Annotated in this window: 15 protein-coding genes; 8 read left to right on the forward strand and 7 right to left on the reverse strand. The window is 73.7% G+C overall.

The window, feature by feature from the left end; genetic code table 11:
- Window positions 1–107: 107 nt before the first annotated feature.
- Window positions 108–755 (reverse strand): mycothiol-dependent nitroreductase Rv2466c family protein, encoded by a 648-nt coding sequence (locus IQ279_RS13545; RefSeq protein ID WP_206348784.1) that lies wholly within the window; start codon window positions 753–755, stop codon window positions 108–110.
- A gap of 226 nt (window positions 756–981) precedes the next feature.
- Here IQ279_RS13545 and pepN (IQ279_RS13550) point away from each other — a divergent pair, with 226 nt between their 5' ends.
- Both pepN (IQ279_RS13550) and IQ279_RS13555 read left to right on the forward strand, forming a co-directional pair.
- The gene (pepN, locus tag IQ279_RS13550) at window positions 982–3594 is read left to right on the forward strand and encodes an aminopeptidase N (protein ID WP_206348785.1); all 2613 of its coding nucleotides are present in this window, start codon (window positions 982–984) and stop codon (window positions 3592–3594) included.
- A 102-nt stretch (window positions 3595–3696) separates the two neighbouring features.
- A complete protein-coding gene (locus IQ279_RS13555; protein ID WP_206348786.1) occupies window positions 3697–4773 on the forward strand; it encodes a hypothetical protein in 1077 nt (358 codons plus the stop codon).
- Between the two features lie 10 nt (window positions 4774–4783).
- On the opposite strand, the gene IQ279_RS13560 is transcribed toward IQ279_RS13555, so the two are convergent.
- The 3 genes from IQ279_RS13560 to pepN (IQ279_RS13570) form a co-directional block, all read right to left on the reverse strand.
- Complete coding sequence (locus IQ279_RS13560; RefSeq protein ID WP_206348856.1) at window positions 4784–4942, reverse strand: hypothetical protein; 159 nt, start codon at window positions 4940–4942, stop codon at window positions 4784–4786.
- A 166-nt stretch (window positions 4943–5108) separates the two neighbouring features.
- Window positions 5109–5267, reverse strand: a complete 159-nt coding sequence (locus IQ279_RS13565; RefSeq protein ID WP_206348787.1) for a hypothetical protein — start codon at window positions 5265–5267, stop codon at window positions 5109–5111.
- Window positions 5268–5510: 243 nt separating this feature from the next.
- Window positions 5511–8090: an aminopeptidase N gene (gene pepN / locus IQ279_RS13570; protein WP_206348788.1), complete on the reverse strand. Its 2580-nt coding sequence runs from the start codon at window positions 8088–8090 to the stop codon at window positions 5511–5513.
- Window positions 8091–8210: 120 nt separating this feature from the next.
- Between pepN (IQ279_RS13570) and IQ279_RS13575 the strand changes: the two genes are divergently transcribed.
- From IQ279_RS13575 to IQ279_RS13585, 3 genes are all read left to right on the forward strand, one after another.
- Window positions 8211–8801, forward strand: a complete 591-nt coding sequence (locus IQ279_RS13575) for a DUF1203 domain-containing protein (RefSeq protein WP_206348789.1) — start codon at window positions 8211–8213, stop codon at window positions 8799–8801.
- Between the two features lie 31 nt (window positions 8802–8832).
- Window positions 8833–9579 (forward strand): Clp protease N-terminal domain-containing protein, encoded by a 747-nt coding sequence (locus IQ279_RS13580; protein WP_206348790.1) that lies wholly within the window; start codon window positions 8833–8835, stop codon window positions 9577–9579.
- Window positions 9580–9878: 299 nt separating this feature from the next.
- Window positions 9879–11594, forward strand: a complete 1716-nt coding sequence (locus IQ279_RS13585; protein WP_206348791.1) for a TIGR03767 family metallophosphoesterase — start codon at window positions 9879–9881, stop codon at window positions 11592–11594.
- Between the two features lie 36 nt (window positions 11595–11630).
- Here the strand turns inward: IQ279_RS13585 and IQ279_RS13590 are convergent, their stop codons facing one another.
- Window positions 11631–12278, reverse strand: a complete 648-nt coding sequence (locus IQ279_RS13590) for a hypothetical protein (RefSeq protein ID WP_206348792.1) — start codon at window positions 12276–12278, stop codon at window positions 11631–11633.
- 211 nt (window positions 12279–12489) lie between these two features.
- On the opposite strand from IQ279_RS13590, the gene IQ279_RS13595 reads away from it, so the two are divergent.
- Complete coding sequence (locus tag IQ279_RS13595) at window positions 12490–13659, forward strand: endo-1,4-beta-xylanase (protein WP_206348793.1); 1170 nt, start codon at window positions 12490–12492, stop codon at window positions 13657–13659.
- 150 nt (window positions 13660–13809) lie between these two features.
- On the opposite strand, the gene IQ279_RS13600 is transcribed toward IQ279_RS13595, so the two are convergent.
- Window positions 13810–14070, reverse strand: a complete 261-nt coding sequence (locus tag IQ279_RS13600; RefSeq protein WP_241028064.1) for a hypothetical protein — start codon at window positions 14068–14070, stop codon at window positions 13810–13812.
- Window positions 14071–14459: 389 nt separating this feature from the next.
- On the opposite strand from IQ279_RS13600, the gene IQ279_RS13605 reads away from it, so the two are divergent.
- Entirely contained in the window at window positions 14460–15641 is a 1182-nt protein-coding gene (locus IQ279_RS13605; RefSeq protein ID WP_307792343.1) for a methyltransferase domain-containing protein, read from the forward strand.
- An 80-nt stretch (window positions 15642–15721) separates the two neighbouring features.
- Here the strand turns inward: IQ279_RS13605 and IQ279_RS13610 are convergent, their stop codons facing one another.
- Entirely contained in the window at window positions 15722–16480 is a 759-nt protein-coding gene (locus IQ279_RS13610; protein ID WP_206348794.1) for a lytic polysaccharide monooxygenase, read from the reverse strand.
- A gap of 648 nt (window positions 16481–17128) precedes the next feature.
- Between IQ279_RS13610 and IQ279_RS13615 the strand changes: the two genes are divergently transcribed.
- A complete protein-coding gene (locus IQ279_RS13615; RefSeq protein WP_206348795.1) occupies window positions 17129–17500 on the forward strand; it encodes a beta/gamma crystallin domain-containing protein in 372 nt (123 codons plus the stop codon).
- The last annotated feature ends 326 nt before the right edge of the window (window positions 17501–17826 follow it).

The following is a 17826-nucleotide window of genomic DNA, read 5'->3' on the forward strand; positions in this document are numbered from 1 at the left end:
TCCGTGCGCCCCGGCGCGCGGGATCCCCGTCGCGCCGGGCCCCGCCGCTCCCGTACCGCCCGTGGACGGGAAGCATGGCCGCCGGGACGGGGCGCGGGCACGAGGGATCAGTCGAACCTCGGGTCCTCCGTGCGGGTCCGCTTCAGCTCGAAGAAGCCGGGGGTGGAGGCGACCATCAGCGTGCCGTCCCACAGCCGGGCCGCGGCCTCGCCCTTGGGCGCCGGGGTGACGACCGGGCCGAAGAACGCGGTCTGCTTCCCGTCCGCACCCGGTACGGCGATCACCGGGGTGCCGACCTCCTGGCCGACCAGGCTGATGCCCTCCTCGTGCGAGGCGCGCAGCCGCTCGTCGTGGACGTCCGTGTCGGCCGCGTCCGCCAGCTCCCCGGGAAGACCGGCCTCCTTCAGCGCGTCCACGATCGTGGCGCGCTCGTTGGGCAGACCCCGGTTGTGGAAGCGGGTGCCCATGGCGGTGTAGAGCGGGCCGAGCACCTCGGGTCCGTGCTTCTGCTCGGCGGCGATGAGCACGCGCACCGGGCCCCAGCCGGCCCGGATCAGATCGACGTACCGCTGCGGCAGCTCGTCCAGCCGGTTCTCGTTGAGCACCGACAGGCTCATCACGTGCCAGCGCACCTCGACCGGGCGGACCTTCTCCACCTCCAGCATCCAGCGGGAGGTCATCCAGGCCCACGGGCAGATGGGGTCGAACCAGAAGTCGGCCGGAGTCCTGCTCGCGGTCTCGGACGTCTGGGGCATGCGGATCTCCTCGTCGTACGGATGGTGCGGGTCCTCTCCCCGCCGGCGCGCACGGACGGCGGCCGTCGTGCGGACGGCCGCCGGGGTGCTTGACGGGAACGCCCGGGGCCCGCGCGCTGATTCCCGCGCGGCCGTCCGACCGACCGGTCGACCGGCTGCGCACAGGCTGGGGGCCGCATGAAATCCTGGCCCTTCGTTGTGAGACGCGAGACGAGGGAGTCACGCCGTGCCCGGTGAGAATCTGACCCGTGACGAGGCCCGGGAGCGCGCCCGGCTGCTGACCGTGGACGGGTACGACGTCGCGCTCGACCTGAGCTCCGCGGTCGGGCCCCACCCCGGGGACGGCCCGCGCACCTTCCGCTCCACCACCACCGTCCGCTTCCGCTGCTCCGAGCCGGGCGCCTCGACCTTCGCCGACCTGCTGGCCCCGGCGGTCGCCTCGGTGACGCTCAACGGCCGCGAGCTGAACGTGGACGAGGTCTTCGACGGCACGCGTGTCGCGCTGGACTCCCTGGAGGCCGAGAACACCCTGACCGTGGACGCCTGGTGCGCGTACAGCCGCACCGGCGAGGGGATGCACCACTTCCTCGACCCCGAGGACGGGGAGACCTACCTCTACACCCAGTACGAACCGGCCGACGCCCGCCGGGTGTTCGCGAACTTCGAGCAGCCCGACCTCAAGGCGCCCTTCACCTTCACCGTCACCGCCCCCGAACGGTGGACGGTGCTGAGCAACGGCGCGCGCACCGGCGAGCCGGAGCCGGCCGGGGACGGCGCGGCCGTCTGGCGCTTCGAGCCGACAAAGCCCATCTCGACGTACATCACCACCGTCGTGGCCGGCCCCTACCACCACGTCACCGACGTCTACCGGCGCGAGCTGCCCGGCGGCGGGGAACTGGTGATCCCGCTGGGCGCGCTGTGCCGCCGGGGGCTGGCCCGCCACTTCGACGCCGAGGAGATCTTCACCGTCACCAAGCAGGGCCTGGACTTCTTCCACGACCACTTCGACTACCCGTACCCGTTCGGCAAGTACGACCAGGCGTTCGTGCCCGAGTACAACCTCGGCGCGATGGAGAACCCGGGCTGTGTGACCTTCCGCGAGGAGTTCGTCTTCCGCGGCAAGGTGACCGACGCCTCCTACGAGGGACGGGCCAACGTCATCCTGCACGAGATGGCGCACATGTGGTTCGGCGACCTGGTCACCATGGAGTGGTGGGACGACCTGTGGCTCAAGGAGTCCTTCGCCGACTTCATGGGCTCCTTCTCGATGGTGGAGGCCACCCGCTTCACCGACGGCTGGATCACCTTCGCCAACCGCCGCAAGTCCTGGGCGTACCGCGCCGACCAGCTGCCCTCCACCCACCCGATCACCGCCGACATCCGTGACCTGGAGGACGCCAAGCTCAACTTCGACGGCATCACCTACGCCAAGGGCGCCTCCGTCCTCAAGCAGCTCGTGGCGTACGTGGGGCGCGACGCCTTCCTGGAGGGCGCGCGGCGGTACTTCAAGCGCCACGAGTGGGGCAACACGCGACTGGAGCACCTGCTGTCGGTGCTGGAGGAGACCTCCGGACGCGACATGGGCGAGTGGGCGCGGGCCTGGCTGCAGACCGCCGGGGTCAACTCCCTCACCCCGCAGGCTGCCTACGACTCCGCGGGCCGGATCACCGAGCTGGCGGTCGTCCAGGAGGCGGCCGAGGAGTATCCGGTGCTGCGCCCGCACCGGGTGGCGGTCGGCCTGTACCGGCGGCGGACCGCGGGGGGCGCGCTGGAGCGCTACGCCCGCGCGGAGGTGGACGTCACCGGCGTGCGGACGGTCGTGGAGGAGCTGGCGGGCGCCGAGCGCCCCGAGCTGATCCTCGTCAACGACGACGACCTGACGTACTGCAAGGTCCGCTTCGACGAGGTGTCCCTGGACACCCTCCGCTCCCACCTGGGCTCGGTCACCGACAACCTGGCCCGCGCGCTGTGCTGGTCGGCCCTGTGGAACCTCACGCGCGACGCGCTGATGCCCGCCCGCGACTTCCTCGACCTGGTGCTGCGCTTCGGCGGCCGGGAGTCCGACATCGGCGTGGTGCAGATGCTGCACGCCTGGGCGCGCACCGCCCTGGTGCACTACGTCGCGCCCGAGTGGCGCGAGGAGGGCGCGCGGCTGCTCGCCCAGGGCGCGCTGCGGCATCTGCGGCAGGCCGAGCCGGGCGGCGACCACCAGCTCGCGTGGGCGCGGTTCTTCGCCGCCGTCGCGCACGACGAGCACGACCTCCAGGTGCTGGACAGGCTGCTGGAGGGCACGGGCCGGATCGACGGGCTGGAGGTCGACCAGGAGCTGCGCTGGGCCTTCCTGGAGACGCTGGCCTCCCAGGGCCTGGCCGACGAGGGGCGGCTGGCGGCCGAGCTGGTCCGCGACGACACCGCCTCCGGCAAGCGGCACCAGGTGCGCTGCCTGGCCGCGCGGCCGTCGGCCGAGGTCAAGGCGCGGGCGTGGACGGATGTGGTGGACTGCGACCACCTGTCCAACGCGCTGGTGGAGGCGACCATCTCGGGCTTCGACCAGCCGGGGCAGCGGGAGCTGCTGGCGCCGTACGCGCCGCGGTACTTCGAGGCGATCGAGCGGGTGTGGGCCGAGCGCTCCATCGAGATCGGCATGTCGGTCGTGCGAGGCCTGTTCCCCGTGCTCCAGGACGGCCCGGCCGTGCTGGAGCGGACGGACGCCTGGCTGGCCGCGCACGAGGGGGCCGCTCCCGCGCTGCGGCGCCTGGTGCTGGAGGCCCGCGACGACACGGCGCGGGCGCTGCGGGCGCAGCGCCGCGACGCGGCCGCCCATGCGGCGGGGAGCTGATCGGCAGTCGAACGTCCGTACTTTAGGACGGGCTTGTCCGCATTCGTCGACGGGTGCGTAACAGGGGTTGGCGGGCGGAACGCGGATGGGAATCGCGGGGACATGAGCCATGAGACCCCCGTGTCACCCCGCCCCGTCCGCCGTCTGTCGCACGTACGCCACCGGGTGGTGACGGCCCGCACGCTGCGCGAGAGCGGCGTGTCGGCCGCCGCCGCCGGCGAGCGCTGCCGGCCGGGCGGCCCCTGGCGGATGCCGTTGCCCGGCGTCTACCTGCTGCACCCCGGACCGCCGACCGGCGAGGAGCGGCTGCACGCGGTGCTGCTGTACGCGGAGGGGGCGGAACGCGTGCCCGGGCAGGCCTCCCCCGGTCCCGCCGACCGCGCCGCCGACCGCGAGGCACAGTCGGTGATCACCGGGCCGGCCGCGCTCGCCCTGCACGGCTTCTCCTCCACGCCCCCGCTGTCCGCCCTGGAGCACATCGACGTGCTGGTGCCGCACACCCGGCGGCTGCGTCCGGCCGGCTGCGCCCGCGTGGTGCGCACCCGTCGCCTGCCCGTGCCCGAGGAGATCACCGGCCTGCCCGTGGCCCCGGTGCCCCGCGCCCTGGCCGACACCGCCGCCCGGACCGGTGACGCGGTGGCGATGTGCCGGATGCTGACCGAGGCGGTGCGCGGCGGCCACTGCGAGGCGCGGGCCGTTCTCCGCGAGCTGGCCCTGGCCCGGCTGCTGGGCCGCCCGCACCTGGCGGACGCCGTGGACGCGCTGCTGACCGAGAGCCGGTCGGTGGCCGAGAGCCTGCTGTACGGCCTGGTCCGCGCCCACGGCCTGCCCGAGCCCTGCTGGAACGTCGACCTCCGGCTGCCCGGCGGTCCCCACCTCGGCGGGGTGGACGCCTACTGGCCGGGGCAGGCCGTGGCCGTCGAGATCGACGTCCGCGACGCCACGGGCGTGCGGGGCGCCACGGGCGTGCGGGGCGTCACGGGCGTGCGGGGCGGCGCCCGTCCTCCGGCGTACGCCCGCAAGCGCGAGCGGCTGCGGTGTCAGGGCGTCACGGTCGTCCACGTCACCGCGGCCGCGCTCCGTGACCGCCCCGCGCAGCAGGCCGCCGTGGTCCGCACCGCCCTGATGACCGCTCCGGAGCGCGGGCCGATCCCGTACGTGGAGGTCCTGCCGCGGTGAGCCCCGGCCCTCAGGCGCCGGAGGCCTCCCGCTCCTCCTCCCGGGACACCGCGGCCCGGGAGGCGGGGGCGGCAGGGGGGTCCTCGCGGTGCAGGAAGGTGTCGAGCAGGTCCCCGACGGGGTGGCCCGCCTCCGGGGGGTGGCGCAGGGAGACGGCCGATGCCGCCATACGTCTGGCCGGGATCCACCGGGCGCCCCTGCTGCTGGTGGCCGTACTGCCCGCGCACGTGGACGACCGGGCCGCCGAGCAGGCGGGCGCCGCCGTCCTGGCCAGGGTGCTGCCCCGCCTCGGACGGGCCGGCCTGGGCCACATCCCCGCCGCCCACCGCCTGCCCTCACACCGCGGCACGCGGCTGCGGGCCGCTGCCGGGGTGGTCGCCCTGGCCCGCCGGAGCGGCTGCGACGCGGTGGTCGCCGCCCGTACGGGCCCCGCCGGCGTCGACGCCGCCGCGCTGCGGGAGGCCGCCGCCCTCCACGGCGGCCCGCCGGTGCACACCGCGGCTCCCGCGCCCTGGACCCCCTGCGCCGCACCCCGCCGGCCCCGCCGAGGGCGGAAGGAGCCAGCCCCCGGGGCGGGAGCAGGGCCGGGGGCGATGGAGACGCGGCCGGACGGGGTGCCGCGCGGCGCGGCACCCCGTCCGGCTGAGAGGCCCGGGAAGCGCCGGGAAGCGCCGAAGGGGGCGGTGCCCGCGCACTGGTGGCGCGGGCACCGCCCCCTTCACCGGGGCCCCGGAGCGTCAGACGGCCGCCGCCGCGTCCGCCGCCCGCGCCTTCAGCGCCCGCTCGACCCCCGCGCGCGACTCGGTCACCAGGCGGCGCAGGGCCGCGCCGGGCCCGGCCGACTCCAGCCAGGCGTCCGTGGCCCGCAGCGTCTCCTCGGAGACCTGGAGGGCCGGGTAGAGGCCGACGGCGATCTGCTGGGCCATCTCGTGGCTGCGCGACTCCCACACCTCCTTGAGCACCTCGAAGTACTTCGCGGTGTACGGGGCGAGCAGCTCGCGCTGGTCGGTCTGGACGAAGCCGCCGATGACCGACTCCTGCATGGCGTTGGGCAGCTTGTCGGACTCCACGACCGAGGCCCACGCCTCGGCCTTGGCCTCCCGCGTCGGCCGGGCCGCCCGTGCCGCCGCCGCGTGCCGCTCGCCGGCCGAGGTGCGGTCGCGCTCCAGCTCGGCCTCGATGGCGGCCTCGTCCGCGCGCCCGGTGGCCGCGAGACGGTGGAGCAGAGCCCAGCGCAGCTCGGTGTCCACCGTCAGGCCCTCGATCTCCTCGCCGCCGTCCAGCAGTCCGGCGACCAGGCCGAGCTGCTCGTCGGTGCGGGCGGTGGCGGCCAGCGCCCGCGCCCAGGCGAGCTGGTGGTCGCTGCCGGGCCCGGCCGTGCGCAGCCGCTCCAGCGCGGCCTCGGACCAGCGCAGCAGCCCGGTCTCGCGCCAGCTCGGGGCGGCGTACAGGTCCAGGGCCAGCTTGACCTGCCGCTGGAGGGACTGGACGACGCCGATGTCGGACTCCTTGCCGATGCCGGAGAGCACCAGCTCCAGGTAGTCGCGGGCGGCCATCTCGCCGTCGCGGGTCATGTCCCAGGCCGAGGCCCAGCACAGGGCGCGCGGCAGTGACTCGGTGAAGTCGCCCAGGTGGCCGGTGACGGTGGCCAGGGACGCCTCGTCGAGCCGGACCTTGGCGTAGGACAGGTCGTCGTCGTTGAGCAGGATTACCGCCGGGCGGCGGGTGCCGGCCAGTTCGGGCACCTCGGTGCGCTCGCCGTCCGCGTCCAGCTCGATCCGGCCGGTGCGCACCAGCTTGCCGTCCTCCAGCTCGTAGGAGCCGACGGCGATGCGGTGCGGGCGCAGCAGCGGCTCGCCCTTGGCGCCCGCCGGCAGGGCCGGGGCCTCCTGGCGCACGGCGAAGGAGGTGATGACGCCGCCTTCGTCCACCTCGATCTCCGGGCGCAGGACGTTGATGCCTGCCGTCTCCAGCCACGCCTTCGACCAGGTCTTCAGATCCCGGCCGGAGGTCTCCTCCAGGGCGGTGAGCAGGTCGGTCAGGCGGGTGTTGCCCCAGGCGTGCCGCTTGAAGTACGTCTGCACGCCGCGGAAGAAGGCGTCCTGGCCGACGTAGGCCACCAGCTGCTTGAGAACGGAGGCGCCCTTGGCGTAGGTGATGCCGTCGAAGTTGACCAGGACGTCGTCCAGGTCGCGGATCTCGGCCATGATCGGGTGCGTGGAGGGGAGCTGGTCCTGGCGGTAGGCCCAGGTCTTCATGGAGTTGGCGAAGGTCGTCCACGCGTGCGGCCAGCGGCTGCCGGGGGCGGCGGCCTGGCAGGCGATGGAGGTGTAGGTGGCGAACGACTCGTTCAGCCACAGGTCGTTCCACCACTCCATGGTGACCAGGTCGCCGAACCACATGTGGGCCAGCTCGTGCAGGATCGTCTCGGCACGCACCTCGTAGGCGGCGTCCGTCACCTTGGAGCGGAAGACGTACTGGTCGCGGATGGTGACGGCGCCCGCGTTCTCCATCGCGCCCGCGTTGAACTCGGGGACGAAGAGCTGGTCGTACTTGGCGAAGGGGTAGGGGTGGTCGAACTTCTCCTCGAACCAGTCGAAGCCCTGGCGGGTGACCTCGAAGATGGCGTCCGCGTCCAGGTGCTCGGCCAGTGAGGGGCGGCAGTAGACGCCCAGCGGGACGCTGCGGCCCTTGCCGTCCTCCCAGCTGCTGTGCACCGAGTGGTACGGACCGGCGATCAGCGCGGTGATGTAGGAGGAGATGCGCGGGGTCGGTTCGAAGCGCCAGACGTTCCCGGCCTGCCCCCCGGCCTTCGGGGTGGGCGAGTTGGAGATCACCGTCCAGCCTTCGGGAGCGGTGACGGTGAAGGCGAAGGACGCCTTGAGGTCGGGCTGCTCGAAGCAGGCGAAGACCCGGCGGGCGTCGGGCACCTCGAACTGCGTGTAGAGGTACGCCTGGTCGTCGACGGGGTCGACGAAGCGGTGCAGGCCCTCGCCGGTGTTGGTGTAGGCGCAGTCGGCGACGACCCGCAGCTCGTTGCGTCCGGCGGCCAGGCCGGGCAGGGCGATGCGCGAGTCGGCGAAGGCCTCGGCGGGGTCGAGGGACTCACCGTTGAGGACGATCTCGTGCACGGCCGGGGCCACCAGGTCGATGAAGCTATCCCGGGCCTCGTGCGCGTCGAACCTCACCGTGGTGGCCGAGCGGAAGGTTCCCCCCTCCTGCGCGCCGGAGAGGTCGAGCTCGATCTCGTACGAGTCCACCTCGAGCAGACGGGCCCGCTCCCGCGCCTCTTCGCGCGTGAGGTTCGTACCAGGCACCTGCGTCATCTCCTTCGTGCGTCCGGATTTCGGGCTCCGGCCATCCTCGCACGCCCGCTCCGGGGAACGTGATGACCTTTTCCCGCCGGTACCTGCGGTGATGCGGAGCGACAGTGGGGCATGACGACCTGCGGAACTCCCCTCGAAGCCCCTGTCCGGCCACCCCGCCACACCCCTCTGCCCATACCCCCGTCCGTACTGGAGCGGCTGCGCGCGGAGGACGACGCCGGACGCCCGGCGCTGCCGTTCGCCGACGGCGGGGGCGGCGCCCCGCTGCGCTGCTGCCTGCGGCTCTCCCGGCCCGGCGAGCGGATCGCCCTGGTGACGTACGCGCCGCTGCGGCGGTGGGCGGCCCACGCGGGGGCGGACCCGGGCGCGTACGACGAGCAGGGCCCGGTGTTCGTCCACGCCGCCGAGTGCGGCGGGCCCGGTCCCCGGGAAGCGCGCGGCTACCCGTTCGCGCGGCCGGGGGTACGGCGGGTGCTGCGCCGCTACGACGCCCGCGGGCGCATCGCCGGAGGACTGCTGGTCGAGCTGCCCGGGGGTCCGGGGGCGGACGTCACCGCCGTCCTCGACGCCGCGCTGGACGAGGCGTTCGCCGATCCGGGGACGGCGCTGGTCCACGTCCGGGCGGTGGAGTACGGCTGCTTCCAGTTCGAGGTGCGCGGGCCCGCGGAGACACCTGGCCGAAAATCGTCAACCCGAGGTTGACGATCCGATGCCGTCAACTTACGGTTGACGCATGGAGAATCCGACGCCCGTCACGGGCACCGTCCGCCTCGACGACCTGATCGAGGGCATCAAGCAGACCGAGTCCGACGTCCTGCGGCAGCTTTCCACCGCGGTCCTCACCGCGGAGCACCTCGGCGAGGTGGCCGACCACCTGATCGGCCACTTCGTGGACCAGGCCCGGCGCTCGGGCGCCTCCTGGACCGACATCGGCCGGAGCATGGGCATCACCAAGCAGGCCGCCCAGAAGCGCTTCGTCCCCAAGGGCTCCGCGCCGGATCTCGACCCCGCCCAGGGGTTCGGCCGGTTCACCCCCCGCGCCCGGAACGCCGTGGTGGCGGCGCAGAACGAGGCCCGGGCCGCGGGCCACGCCGAGATCCGGCCCGGGCATCTGGGCCTGGGCCTGCTGAGCGAGCCGGACGGGCTCGCCGCGAAGGCGTTCACCGCACAGGGAGTGACGGCGGAGGCGGTCCGGGAGGCCCTCACCGCGGCGCTCCCGCAGGCGGCCGGCGAGGCGCCCGAGCTCGTCCCGTTCGACGCGGGGGCGAAGAAGGCGCTGGAGCTCACCTTCCGCGAGGCGCTGCGGCTGGGCCACAACCACGTCGGCACCGAACACGTCCTGCTGGCGCTGCTGGAGTTGGAGGACGGCGACGGCCCGCTGAGCGGCCTGGGCGTCACCAAGACGGCAGCCGAGGCGTACGTCGCCGAGGCACTGGCCGCGTTCGCGGCCGCGCAGGGCGGCTCGCGGACACAGGAGTGAGCCGGGGGCGTGGGGCGGGGGCGTGGGGCGGGGGCGTGGGGCGGGGGCGTGGGGCGGGGGCGTGGGGCGGGGGCGTGGGGCGGGGGCGGGGAGGCCGGGAGGTGAACTCCCGGCCTCCCCGGTTAACGCACGGCCTGCGGGACATGACGGACGCGGTCCCCGGTGATCCATGAGCCCTGTTCGGCGCCCTGCGTTCGCACACCGTTGGAACGCGGGTCACCGCGGCTGCCGACGATCCCCGGTGGGTGGGGGAACGCCCCGCCCCAAGGCGCCGCGTTCGCATCCGGGGAGAGACACCCATGTCCCGCAGCAACCAGCCCGACCGCCGCTCCACGCCCCACCGCGCCCTCGACCGCCGCACCCTGCTCGCCGCCGCCGGAGCCGCCGCGATCGCCACCGGGGCGGGGGTGGCCCTCGGCGGGGGCGGGGAGCCGGCCGACGCCGCCGCGCCCACCGCGGCACCGCCCACGCCGTCCGCACCGTCCTCCCCCTCGCCCTCCGCCCCGGCCGCCCCCTCCCCCGCCGGGACCACGCTGGAGAGCACCGCCGCGCCGCGCGGCGCGGGCGGCTACCGGCGGCTGGGCGAGGGGCGCGGCTGGGAGCGGGTCGTACGGGAGGACCTGGCCGCCGCGGGCAGGGCGCGCGAGGACCGGCGCACCGCACTGGCCTGTTTCGTCCACCTCACCGACGCCCATGTCACGGACGTGCAGCATCCGTTGCGTTTCGAGTACATGCGCTCCGGGAAGCTCGGCGCCTGGCGCCCGCAGGAGGCGCTGTCGGTGCACGGCCTGGTCTCGATGGTCGAGCGGATCAACTCGCTGCGCGGCGGCCCGGCCACCGGCGCGCCGCTCGGCTTCGCGATCACCACCGGGGACAACACCGACAACAACTGCCGTGCCGAGGCCGAGTGGTTCCTCACCGCGATGAGCGGCGGCCGCATCACCCCCAACACCGGCGACCCGCTGCGCTACGAGGGCGTGCAGAACTCCGGGCTCCCCCTGTACTGGCACCCGGAGGGCGGGGCGGAGGACACCGACCGGGCGCGGTACGGCTTCCCCCGCGTCGACGGCTTCCTCGACGCCGCGGTCCGGCGGCTCACCAGCCCCGGCCTGGCCATCCCCTGGTACTCCACCGTCGGCAACCACGACGACCTCCACGGCGGCCACTTCGCGGGCGGCGCGCACTTCACCGACCTGGCCACCGGGGAGCGCAAACTCTACGAGCTGCCCGAGGCGGAGGCCGCCGCGCTCCACAGATCGGTGCGAGGGGGCCGCGACACCCGGGGCGCCGCGCTGAGGGAACTGCTGCGCGCCCACTCCCGGAGGATGCGCACCGTCACCCCCGACCCCTCCCGCGCGCCCCTCACCACCCGGGAGTACGCCGCGGCGCACCTGGACCCGGCGTACGCCGGCCCCGGCCCGGCCGGCCACGGCTACACCCGGGCCGCTCTGGAGGAGGGGCGGCTGTACTACTCCTTCCGCGTCGCCGACGGCGTGCTCGGCGTCAGCCTGGACACCACCAACCCGGACGGTGACTACCGGGGTCATATCGGCGCCGCCCAACTGAGCTGGCTGGAACGTGAGTTGATCCGCCACGGCGACGACCTCGTGCTGGTCTTCAGCCACCACTACAGCGAGTCCGTCACCGTCGGCGGCGCGGAGCTGACCGCGCTGCTGGGGCGGCACGCCAATGTGGCCGCCTGGATCAACGGGCACAGCCACCGCAACCGGATCGTGCCGCGCGGCCACTACTGGGAGATCACCACCGCCTCGCACGTGGACCACCCGCAGCTGGCCCGCGTCGTCGAGCTGACGGACAACGGCGACGGCACCCTGTCCCTCTTCACCACCTGCGTCGAGTCCGCGGCCCCCTACGCCGCCGACCCCGGCGACCTCTCCCCCGCCGGGCTGGCCTCGCTCTACCGCGAGCTGGCCTTCAACGCCCCGGGCCGCAGCACGTCCCTGACCGGCGGGGCGGGCGACCGCAACACGGAACTGCTGCTGCGGCAGCGCTGAGGGGGCGGCGGGGAGCGCGGCGGCGGTACGGCCGGGTCAGCCTCTCCGGCGCTCCGGCCCCGGCCCGGGTTCCCGCTCCGGCTCCGGCGGTCTCCAGGGGCGGGCGCCGGCCAGGAAGCCGGGACGGCGCGCGGTGGGCGGCAGCGGCCCGAGCGTCCTGCCGCCGGGCAGCCGGATTCCGGTGGTCAGCAGCGCCGCCAGGGTCCGTGTCAGCGTCGTACCGCAGCCGCGCCACGGGTCGTCACCGCGCCGGGCGGCCCCGGCGTCGAACACGACGACCGGCCACCGGTCGGGGTCGCCAAACGCCCCGGTGTCCCAGAGCAGCCTGACGCCCTCCCGCGTCTCGCCCCAGGCGAGCAGCCCGCCGGGATCGGGGTGGAACGGCGGCGGCTCCCTCCGCAGGGCCCGGCGGGAGGAGATGCGGCACTCCCGGTGGGTCTCCCACAGCCAGTCCCCGTACTCGTAACCGCCCTCCCGCTCGCACGGCGTGTGCAGCCACAGCCGCCCGCCGATCTCCAGTGGTCCGAGGGCGGAGACCAGCGCCCTGTAGTCGGCCGGCAGCCTCAGCCCCAGCCGGCTCCCGACCGCGTCCCAGTCGACGGGGACGGGCTCGGGCGCGGCGGGCCGGCCGGAGTCCGTCGACGGCGGGAGCGTGAGCCGTGCGATGAGCGAGGACAGGTCCATGGCGAGGCATGTTCGCATGTCACGCCGACAGCCGCGCGACCCGGGGGCGGCGGTGGACCGGAGTACGCGGCGACCTCGGCGAACGCGCCGCCGAACGCGGTGGTGCACGGGTATTGACGGTCTGGCCGAAGGGCCCTTAGCGTCCCTGAACCAAGCGTCCGGAAACTTTCCGGAAACTTCGAAAAGGCCGACCGAAAATGGGAGCCCTCCGATGAGACCCGTTCGCATCGCCACCGCCGCGCTCACCGCGGCCGCACTGTCCCTGCCCCTGGTGGTGACCTCGGCCACGGCCGCCCCGCCCGCCGACCGGGAGGCCGCACCGCACTCCAACGCCAAGTTCGACCGGCTGCGCGAGGCCGCTTCCGAGGGGTTCTACGTGGGCACCGCCGTGGCGGGCGGCGGCCACCACCTCGAGCAGGACTACCCGGACCCGTTCACCCACGACCGGAAGTACCGGAAGATCCTGGGTCAGCAGTTCAACTCGGTCTCCCCCGAGAACCAGATGAAGTGGGAGTTCCTCCGCCCCGACCGGGACACCTACGACTTCGAGGCGGCCGACGCCATCGTCGGGTTCGCCGAGCGCCACCGGCAGGTCGTGCGCGGCCACACGCTGCTGTGGCACAGCCAGAACCCCCAGTGGCTGGAGCAGGGCGACTTCTCGAAGGAGGAGCTGCGCGAGATCCTGCGCGAGCACATCGCCACCGTCGTCGGCCGCTACAAGGGCAGGATCCAGCAGTGGGACGTGGCCAACGAGATCTTCGACGACCAGGGCAACCTGCGCACCCAGGACAACATCTGGATCCGTGAGCTCGGGCCCGGGATCATCGCCGACGCCTTCCGCTGGGCCCACGAGGCCGACCCGGAGGCGAAGCTGTTCTTCAACGACTACAACGTGGAGAGCGACAACGCCAAGAGCGACGCCTACTACGAGCTCAGCCAGGAACTGCTCGCGCAGGGCGTGCCGCTGCACGGCTTCTCCGTCCAGGGGCACCTGAGCATGCGCTACGGCTTCCCGGGCGACCTCCGGCAGAACCTGCAGCGGTTCGACGACCTCGGCCTGGAGACGGCCGTCACCGAGCTGGACGTCCGCATGGACCTGCCCGAGAGCGGCGAGCCCACCCCCGCGCAGCAGAAGCAGCAGGCCGACTGGTACCAGCGGGTGCTGGAGGCGTGCCTGGCGGTCCAGGAGTGCAACTCCTTCACCATCTGGGGCTTCACCGACAAGTACTCCTGGGTGCCGGTGTTCTTCGAGGGCGAGGGCTCGGCGACGGTCATGACCGAGGACTTCAAGCGCAAGCCCGCCTTCCACGCCCTGAAGTCCTCCCTGAAGGAGGCCAGGTGGGAGCAGTGGAAGGAGGACCGGGGCTGGAAGCGCCGCTGAGCGCTTCCGCCCGCGGCGGGTGACCCGATGAGCCCCGCCCCCACCGGGCCCGCCACCGCCCCTTACCGGGCGGTGGCGGGCCCGGCCCGCTTCCGGCTCACAGCCGCCCACCCCACCCCCACCCCGCACCGGATACGGGACGGGCCGGTGTCACCGGTCCGCCGCCCTCTCCAGGGCGGCGGACAGGGCGCGGGCGGTCTCCAGGTTGCAGCGCCCCAACTCCACCAGCGGGCGCGGGTCGACGGTCCGGGTGCAGGACGCCAGGCCGATACCGAGGGAGGGCAGGGTGATCCCGTTCCCGGCCAGGGCCGCGTGGAGTTCGACCACCGCCTCGGTGGAGGCGCTGATCGCCTCGGTGACCGGATCGCGGCCCGCCGCGTCGGCGGGCGGGACGGTGGGGAGGTCGTACATGAGCGTGGTGCCTTCCGTGCGTCGTGTCGCCGATCACATTCGGCTCAGCGCACAGCGTGACGCGCCGCGTTGGCGGTCCGCCAGGGGAACCAGCTCGGCAGCCGCACTGCACAGTCCCGCGAAACCGCAGGCGAAAGGCGTCGGTACAGAGGCCGGCAATCCACCACCCAACTCCCGCACCGTTGACCTGAGTCACCTTCCCGGCACACTGGGTGACCTCTAGCGTCTCCTTCCGTAACCCACCCACGACGAACGGAAGGACCGTCCATGGCAGACGGCACGAGGAGCAAGCACGCCGGAAAGCCGGCCCCGATCAGGCCGTGAAACCCGCCGCCCCAACCGCCCTCCCCCGACGGCGGCCCCGCCAAGCCCAAGCGGCGGTGAACGCGGTGACGAGTACGACGGGCGCGGCGGAAGCGGCAGGCACGGCGGACACGACGCGGCGGCGGTGGCACGAGTCCCGCCGGCGCCTACTGGACGCCGTCTCGGCCTCCGGCGCCCTCACCCCCGACTGGCGGCCGTCCTTCGAGGCGGTACCGCGCCACCTCTTCCTGCCGGAACGGGTCTGGCGGTACGGCGCGGACGGATACATTCCCGTCCACCGCGCCGGGGAGCCCGAGGCCTGGTGGGAACTCGCCTACGCGGACGAGCCGGTCGTCACCCAGCTCGACGAGGGTGCGGCCGGCGGCCCCGGCGAGGCCACCTCCTCCAGCTCCATGCCGTCGCTCGTCGCGCGGATGCTGGCGGAGCTGGAGGTGGGTCGCGGTGGTGAGCGCGTTCTGGAGGTCGGCACGGGCACCGGCTGGAACGCCGCCCTGCTCGTCCACCGCCTCGGCGACGCCCGGGTGGTGACCGTCGAGGTGGATCCGGCCCTGGCCGAACGGGCGAGGCACGCGCTGGCCTCGGTCGGCCGCGCTCCCCGGGTGGTGTGGGGCGACGGCGTGTCCGGGTGGGCGCGCGGCGCGCCGTACGACCGGGTACTGGCGACGTGCTCGGTACTGCGCGTACCGGGGGCGTGGGTGGCGCAGACCGCGCCCGGCGGGCGAATCGTCGCGCCCCTGCACCGGGATGTGTGGTCCGGGGGCCTGGTCTCCCTGACCGTCCAGGACGGCGGCCTGGCACGGGGGAGGTTCACCGGTTCGGCGTGGTTCATGCCGCTGCGCACCGACCGGCTGCCCGCCCCGGCGGTGGACTCCGCCACCGGCCGCTCCTCCACCACCGGCCTGGACCCGGCCCGGGTCACCGAACCTGGCTTCTGCGCCTGGGCGTTCGCCCGCCTGCCGGACATCACCATGACCTACACCGACGAGGACGGCGGCGCCCGGCGCGTCTGGCTGACCGGCCGCGACGGCTCGGCCGCGACCGCGGCCGAGGACGGCCGGGCCGGGGACGGCGGCGGCCTCTTCGAGGTCTGGCAGTGCGGTCCGGCCTCCCTGTGGGACCGGGTGGAGGCCGCCTGGGGTGCGTACGAGGCCGAAGGCCGCCCTGAGCAGGGCGAGTTCGGCCTGACGGTCACCCGCGACGGCCGCCAGGAGGTCTGGCTGCGCGACCCGGCGCACGTCATCGGCTGACGACGCGGCGGGAACGCGGCCGGGCCGGCGCACGCCCCAGCGGGCGCGCGCCGGCCCGGCCGCGTCATGCGGTCACCGGATCACCCGGCCGCGCAGGCTCCGAGGTCCTCCCAGACGCCCCACTCGCCGACGGTGCCGGGCTCCTCGCCCCGCGTCCACCACTTGGCACGCCAGGTGTGTCCGTCGTGCGTGACGGTGTCGCCGGCGGTGTAGACGTTCCCGGTGCCCCAGGCCGGCGAGGCGCAGGCGCCCGGCTCGCCGTCGCCACCGCCGTCGCCACCGCCGTCACCACCGCCGTCACCACCGCCGTCACCACCGCCCGTGCCGCCGATGTTGACGTCGATGCAGGCGTAGAAGGCGTTGGCGGTGTCCGCCACGTTCCACACGGCGAGCACCTTCTGGCGGCCGGTGAGGCCGTCGAAGTTCACCTGGTGGCTGACCTGCGAGGGCGGCTGCACACCCTTGCCGTCGAACTCGGCGATCTTCCGGTCGCCGATGAAGTACTGCCAGGTGTCGGTGGAGTGGCGCGCCGTCAGGCTCCAGGTGAAGGTGTGCGAGGAGCCGACCGGCGTGACCCGCCAGGCCTTGCTGTCGTCGTCGAGCTCGGCGAACTGCTCGTTGCCGCCACTGCAGCTCTTGAGCCCCTTCGGCCCCTCCACGCTCTGCGGCTCGTACGAGATCTGACCGCAGTCGACGACGCCCTCGGCGCACTGGTCCTGGCGGCTGCCGGGGTCGGTGACCCAGCCGTGTGCGTTGGCCGTGCCCGCCGGAAGGCTGACGGCGAGCAGGGGGGCGACCATCGCGCCGAGCGCAAGGGCCACTCGCTTCTTCGTGTTCATGCCATTCCACTTTCTTCGGTGTCGTCGAGGCCGCCGCCCGGAAGCCCGGCGCGACCGGGTGGGGTACGGCTCTTACGCCGCGCCGGTCGCGCCGCCCCGCCGGATGGCGCGGGTACGCGGACGCACCGGATGCCGCGAGAGGCGTCCACGCCCACGCACCGTGCCCTCACACGGACAACGCCGTGGGGGGTGAGGGCAGGGTTCGAGCTGAGGTCTAGACCTCATGTGTTCAGGTCTAGACCTTAGCGACGGACCGTTCTCGGTCAAGGGGTTGGACGCGGCGAACCGCCGGACAACTCGGCGCCCGGCCAACGGCCTTGGCCCGGGCTCGACCTGCGGCACACCCCTCCTGCGCCCGTCTCGACCGATCGGCACCCCCTCCCCCATTCCGCCCGCGCGGCATCGCCCGACGGAAAACCGCGCACATTAACGCATCGCGAGAAACAACATGTTACGAATCCCGTTAACCGGTTTTCCACTCCACCCTCCCGAACTGGAAAAACCGACTCCGACCAGTTCAAACGTGTCGCACATCACACCGTTCTCACAGGTTCTCGCGAATGCGTCGATCTGGCCGGTAATCGCTTTCCCGGGAAAGGGCGCGCATGTGACGGTGGAATCTCCGAACCCGTCCACAGGAGGAAAACAATGAGGCTCTCCGTACGTCGTTCCCTCGGTGTCGTGGCGGTCGCCGCGGCCGCGCTGGCCGCCACGGCCGTACCCGCCACGGCCGCCACGACCACCGCCAACGGGACGCTGATCAACCGTACGGACTGCAACGAGAACAGCTACCTCGAGATCCACAACAACAACGGCCGCGACACCCTCTGCTTCGCCAACGCCGGCACGATGCCCGTCGCCATCTACGGCGTGAACTGGGTCGAGTCCGGGAACAACGTCGCGACCCTCCAGTTCCAGCGCAGCCTGAGCAACCCGACGCTCGAGACCGTCACCCTTCAGAAGTGGAGCTCGTGGAACCCCGGCCACATCCACAAGGTCATATCGATCAGGATCCACTGAGGCCGGAAAACCGCCGGACACCCTGCGGGGAACCTGTGTTCACCGAATTGCCTCCGGCTCTTCGCTGAACCGTCCACGCCCCGGCACCGAGGCTGAGGACGCATTCCCGCGGTAGCGGCGGACGAGGCTCCTGGCGGGCGGGTCGTCGAACAAGGCCGACCTTCCCGGCCAGGAGCCTCCCGCGCCCGTCCGCCCACCGGCGACCGGTCCGCCCCCGCGTCCCCTCGGCCGCCCCTGCCGGTGGCATCGGCCGGCGGCGGCCGAGCGCGAGGGGCTGCGTCTGGAGGGCCTGGAGCTGCTGCGCACCGCCACCGTACGCGGCCCCG

It is taken from the genome of Streptomyces verrucosisporus (genome assembly GCF_017114865.1).
Classification (GTDB): domain Bacteria; phylum Actinomycetota; class Actinomycetes; order Streptomycetales; family Streptomycetaceae; genus Streptomyces; species Streptomyces fenghuangensis.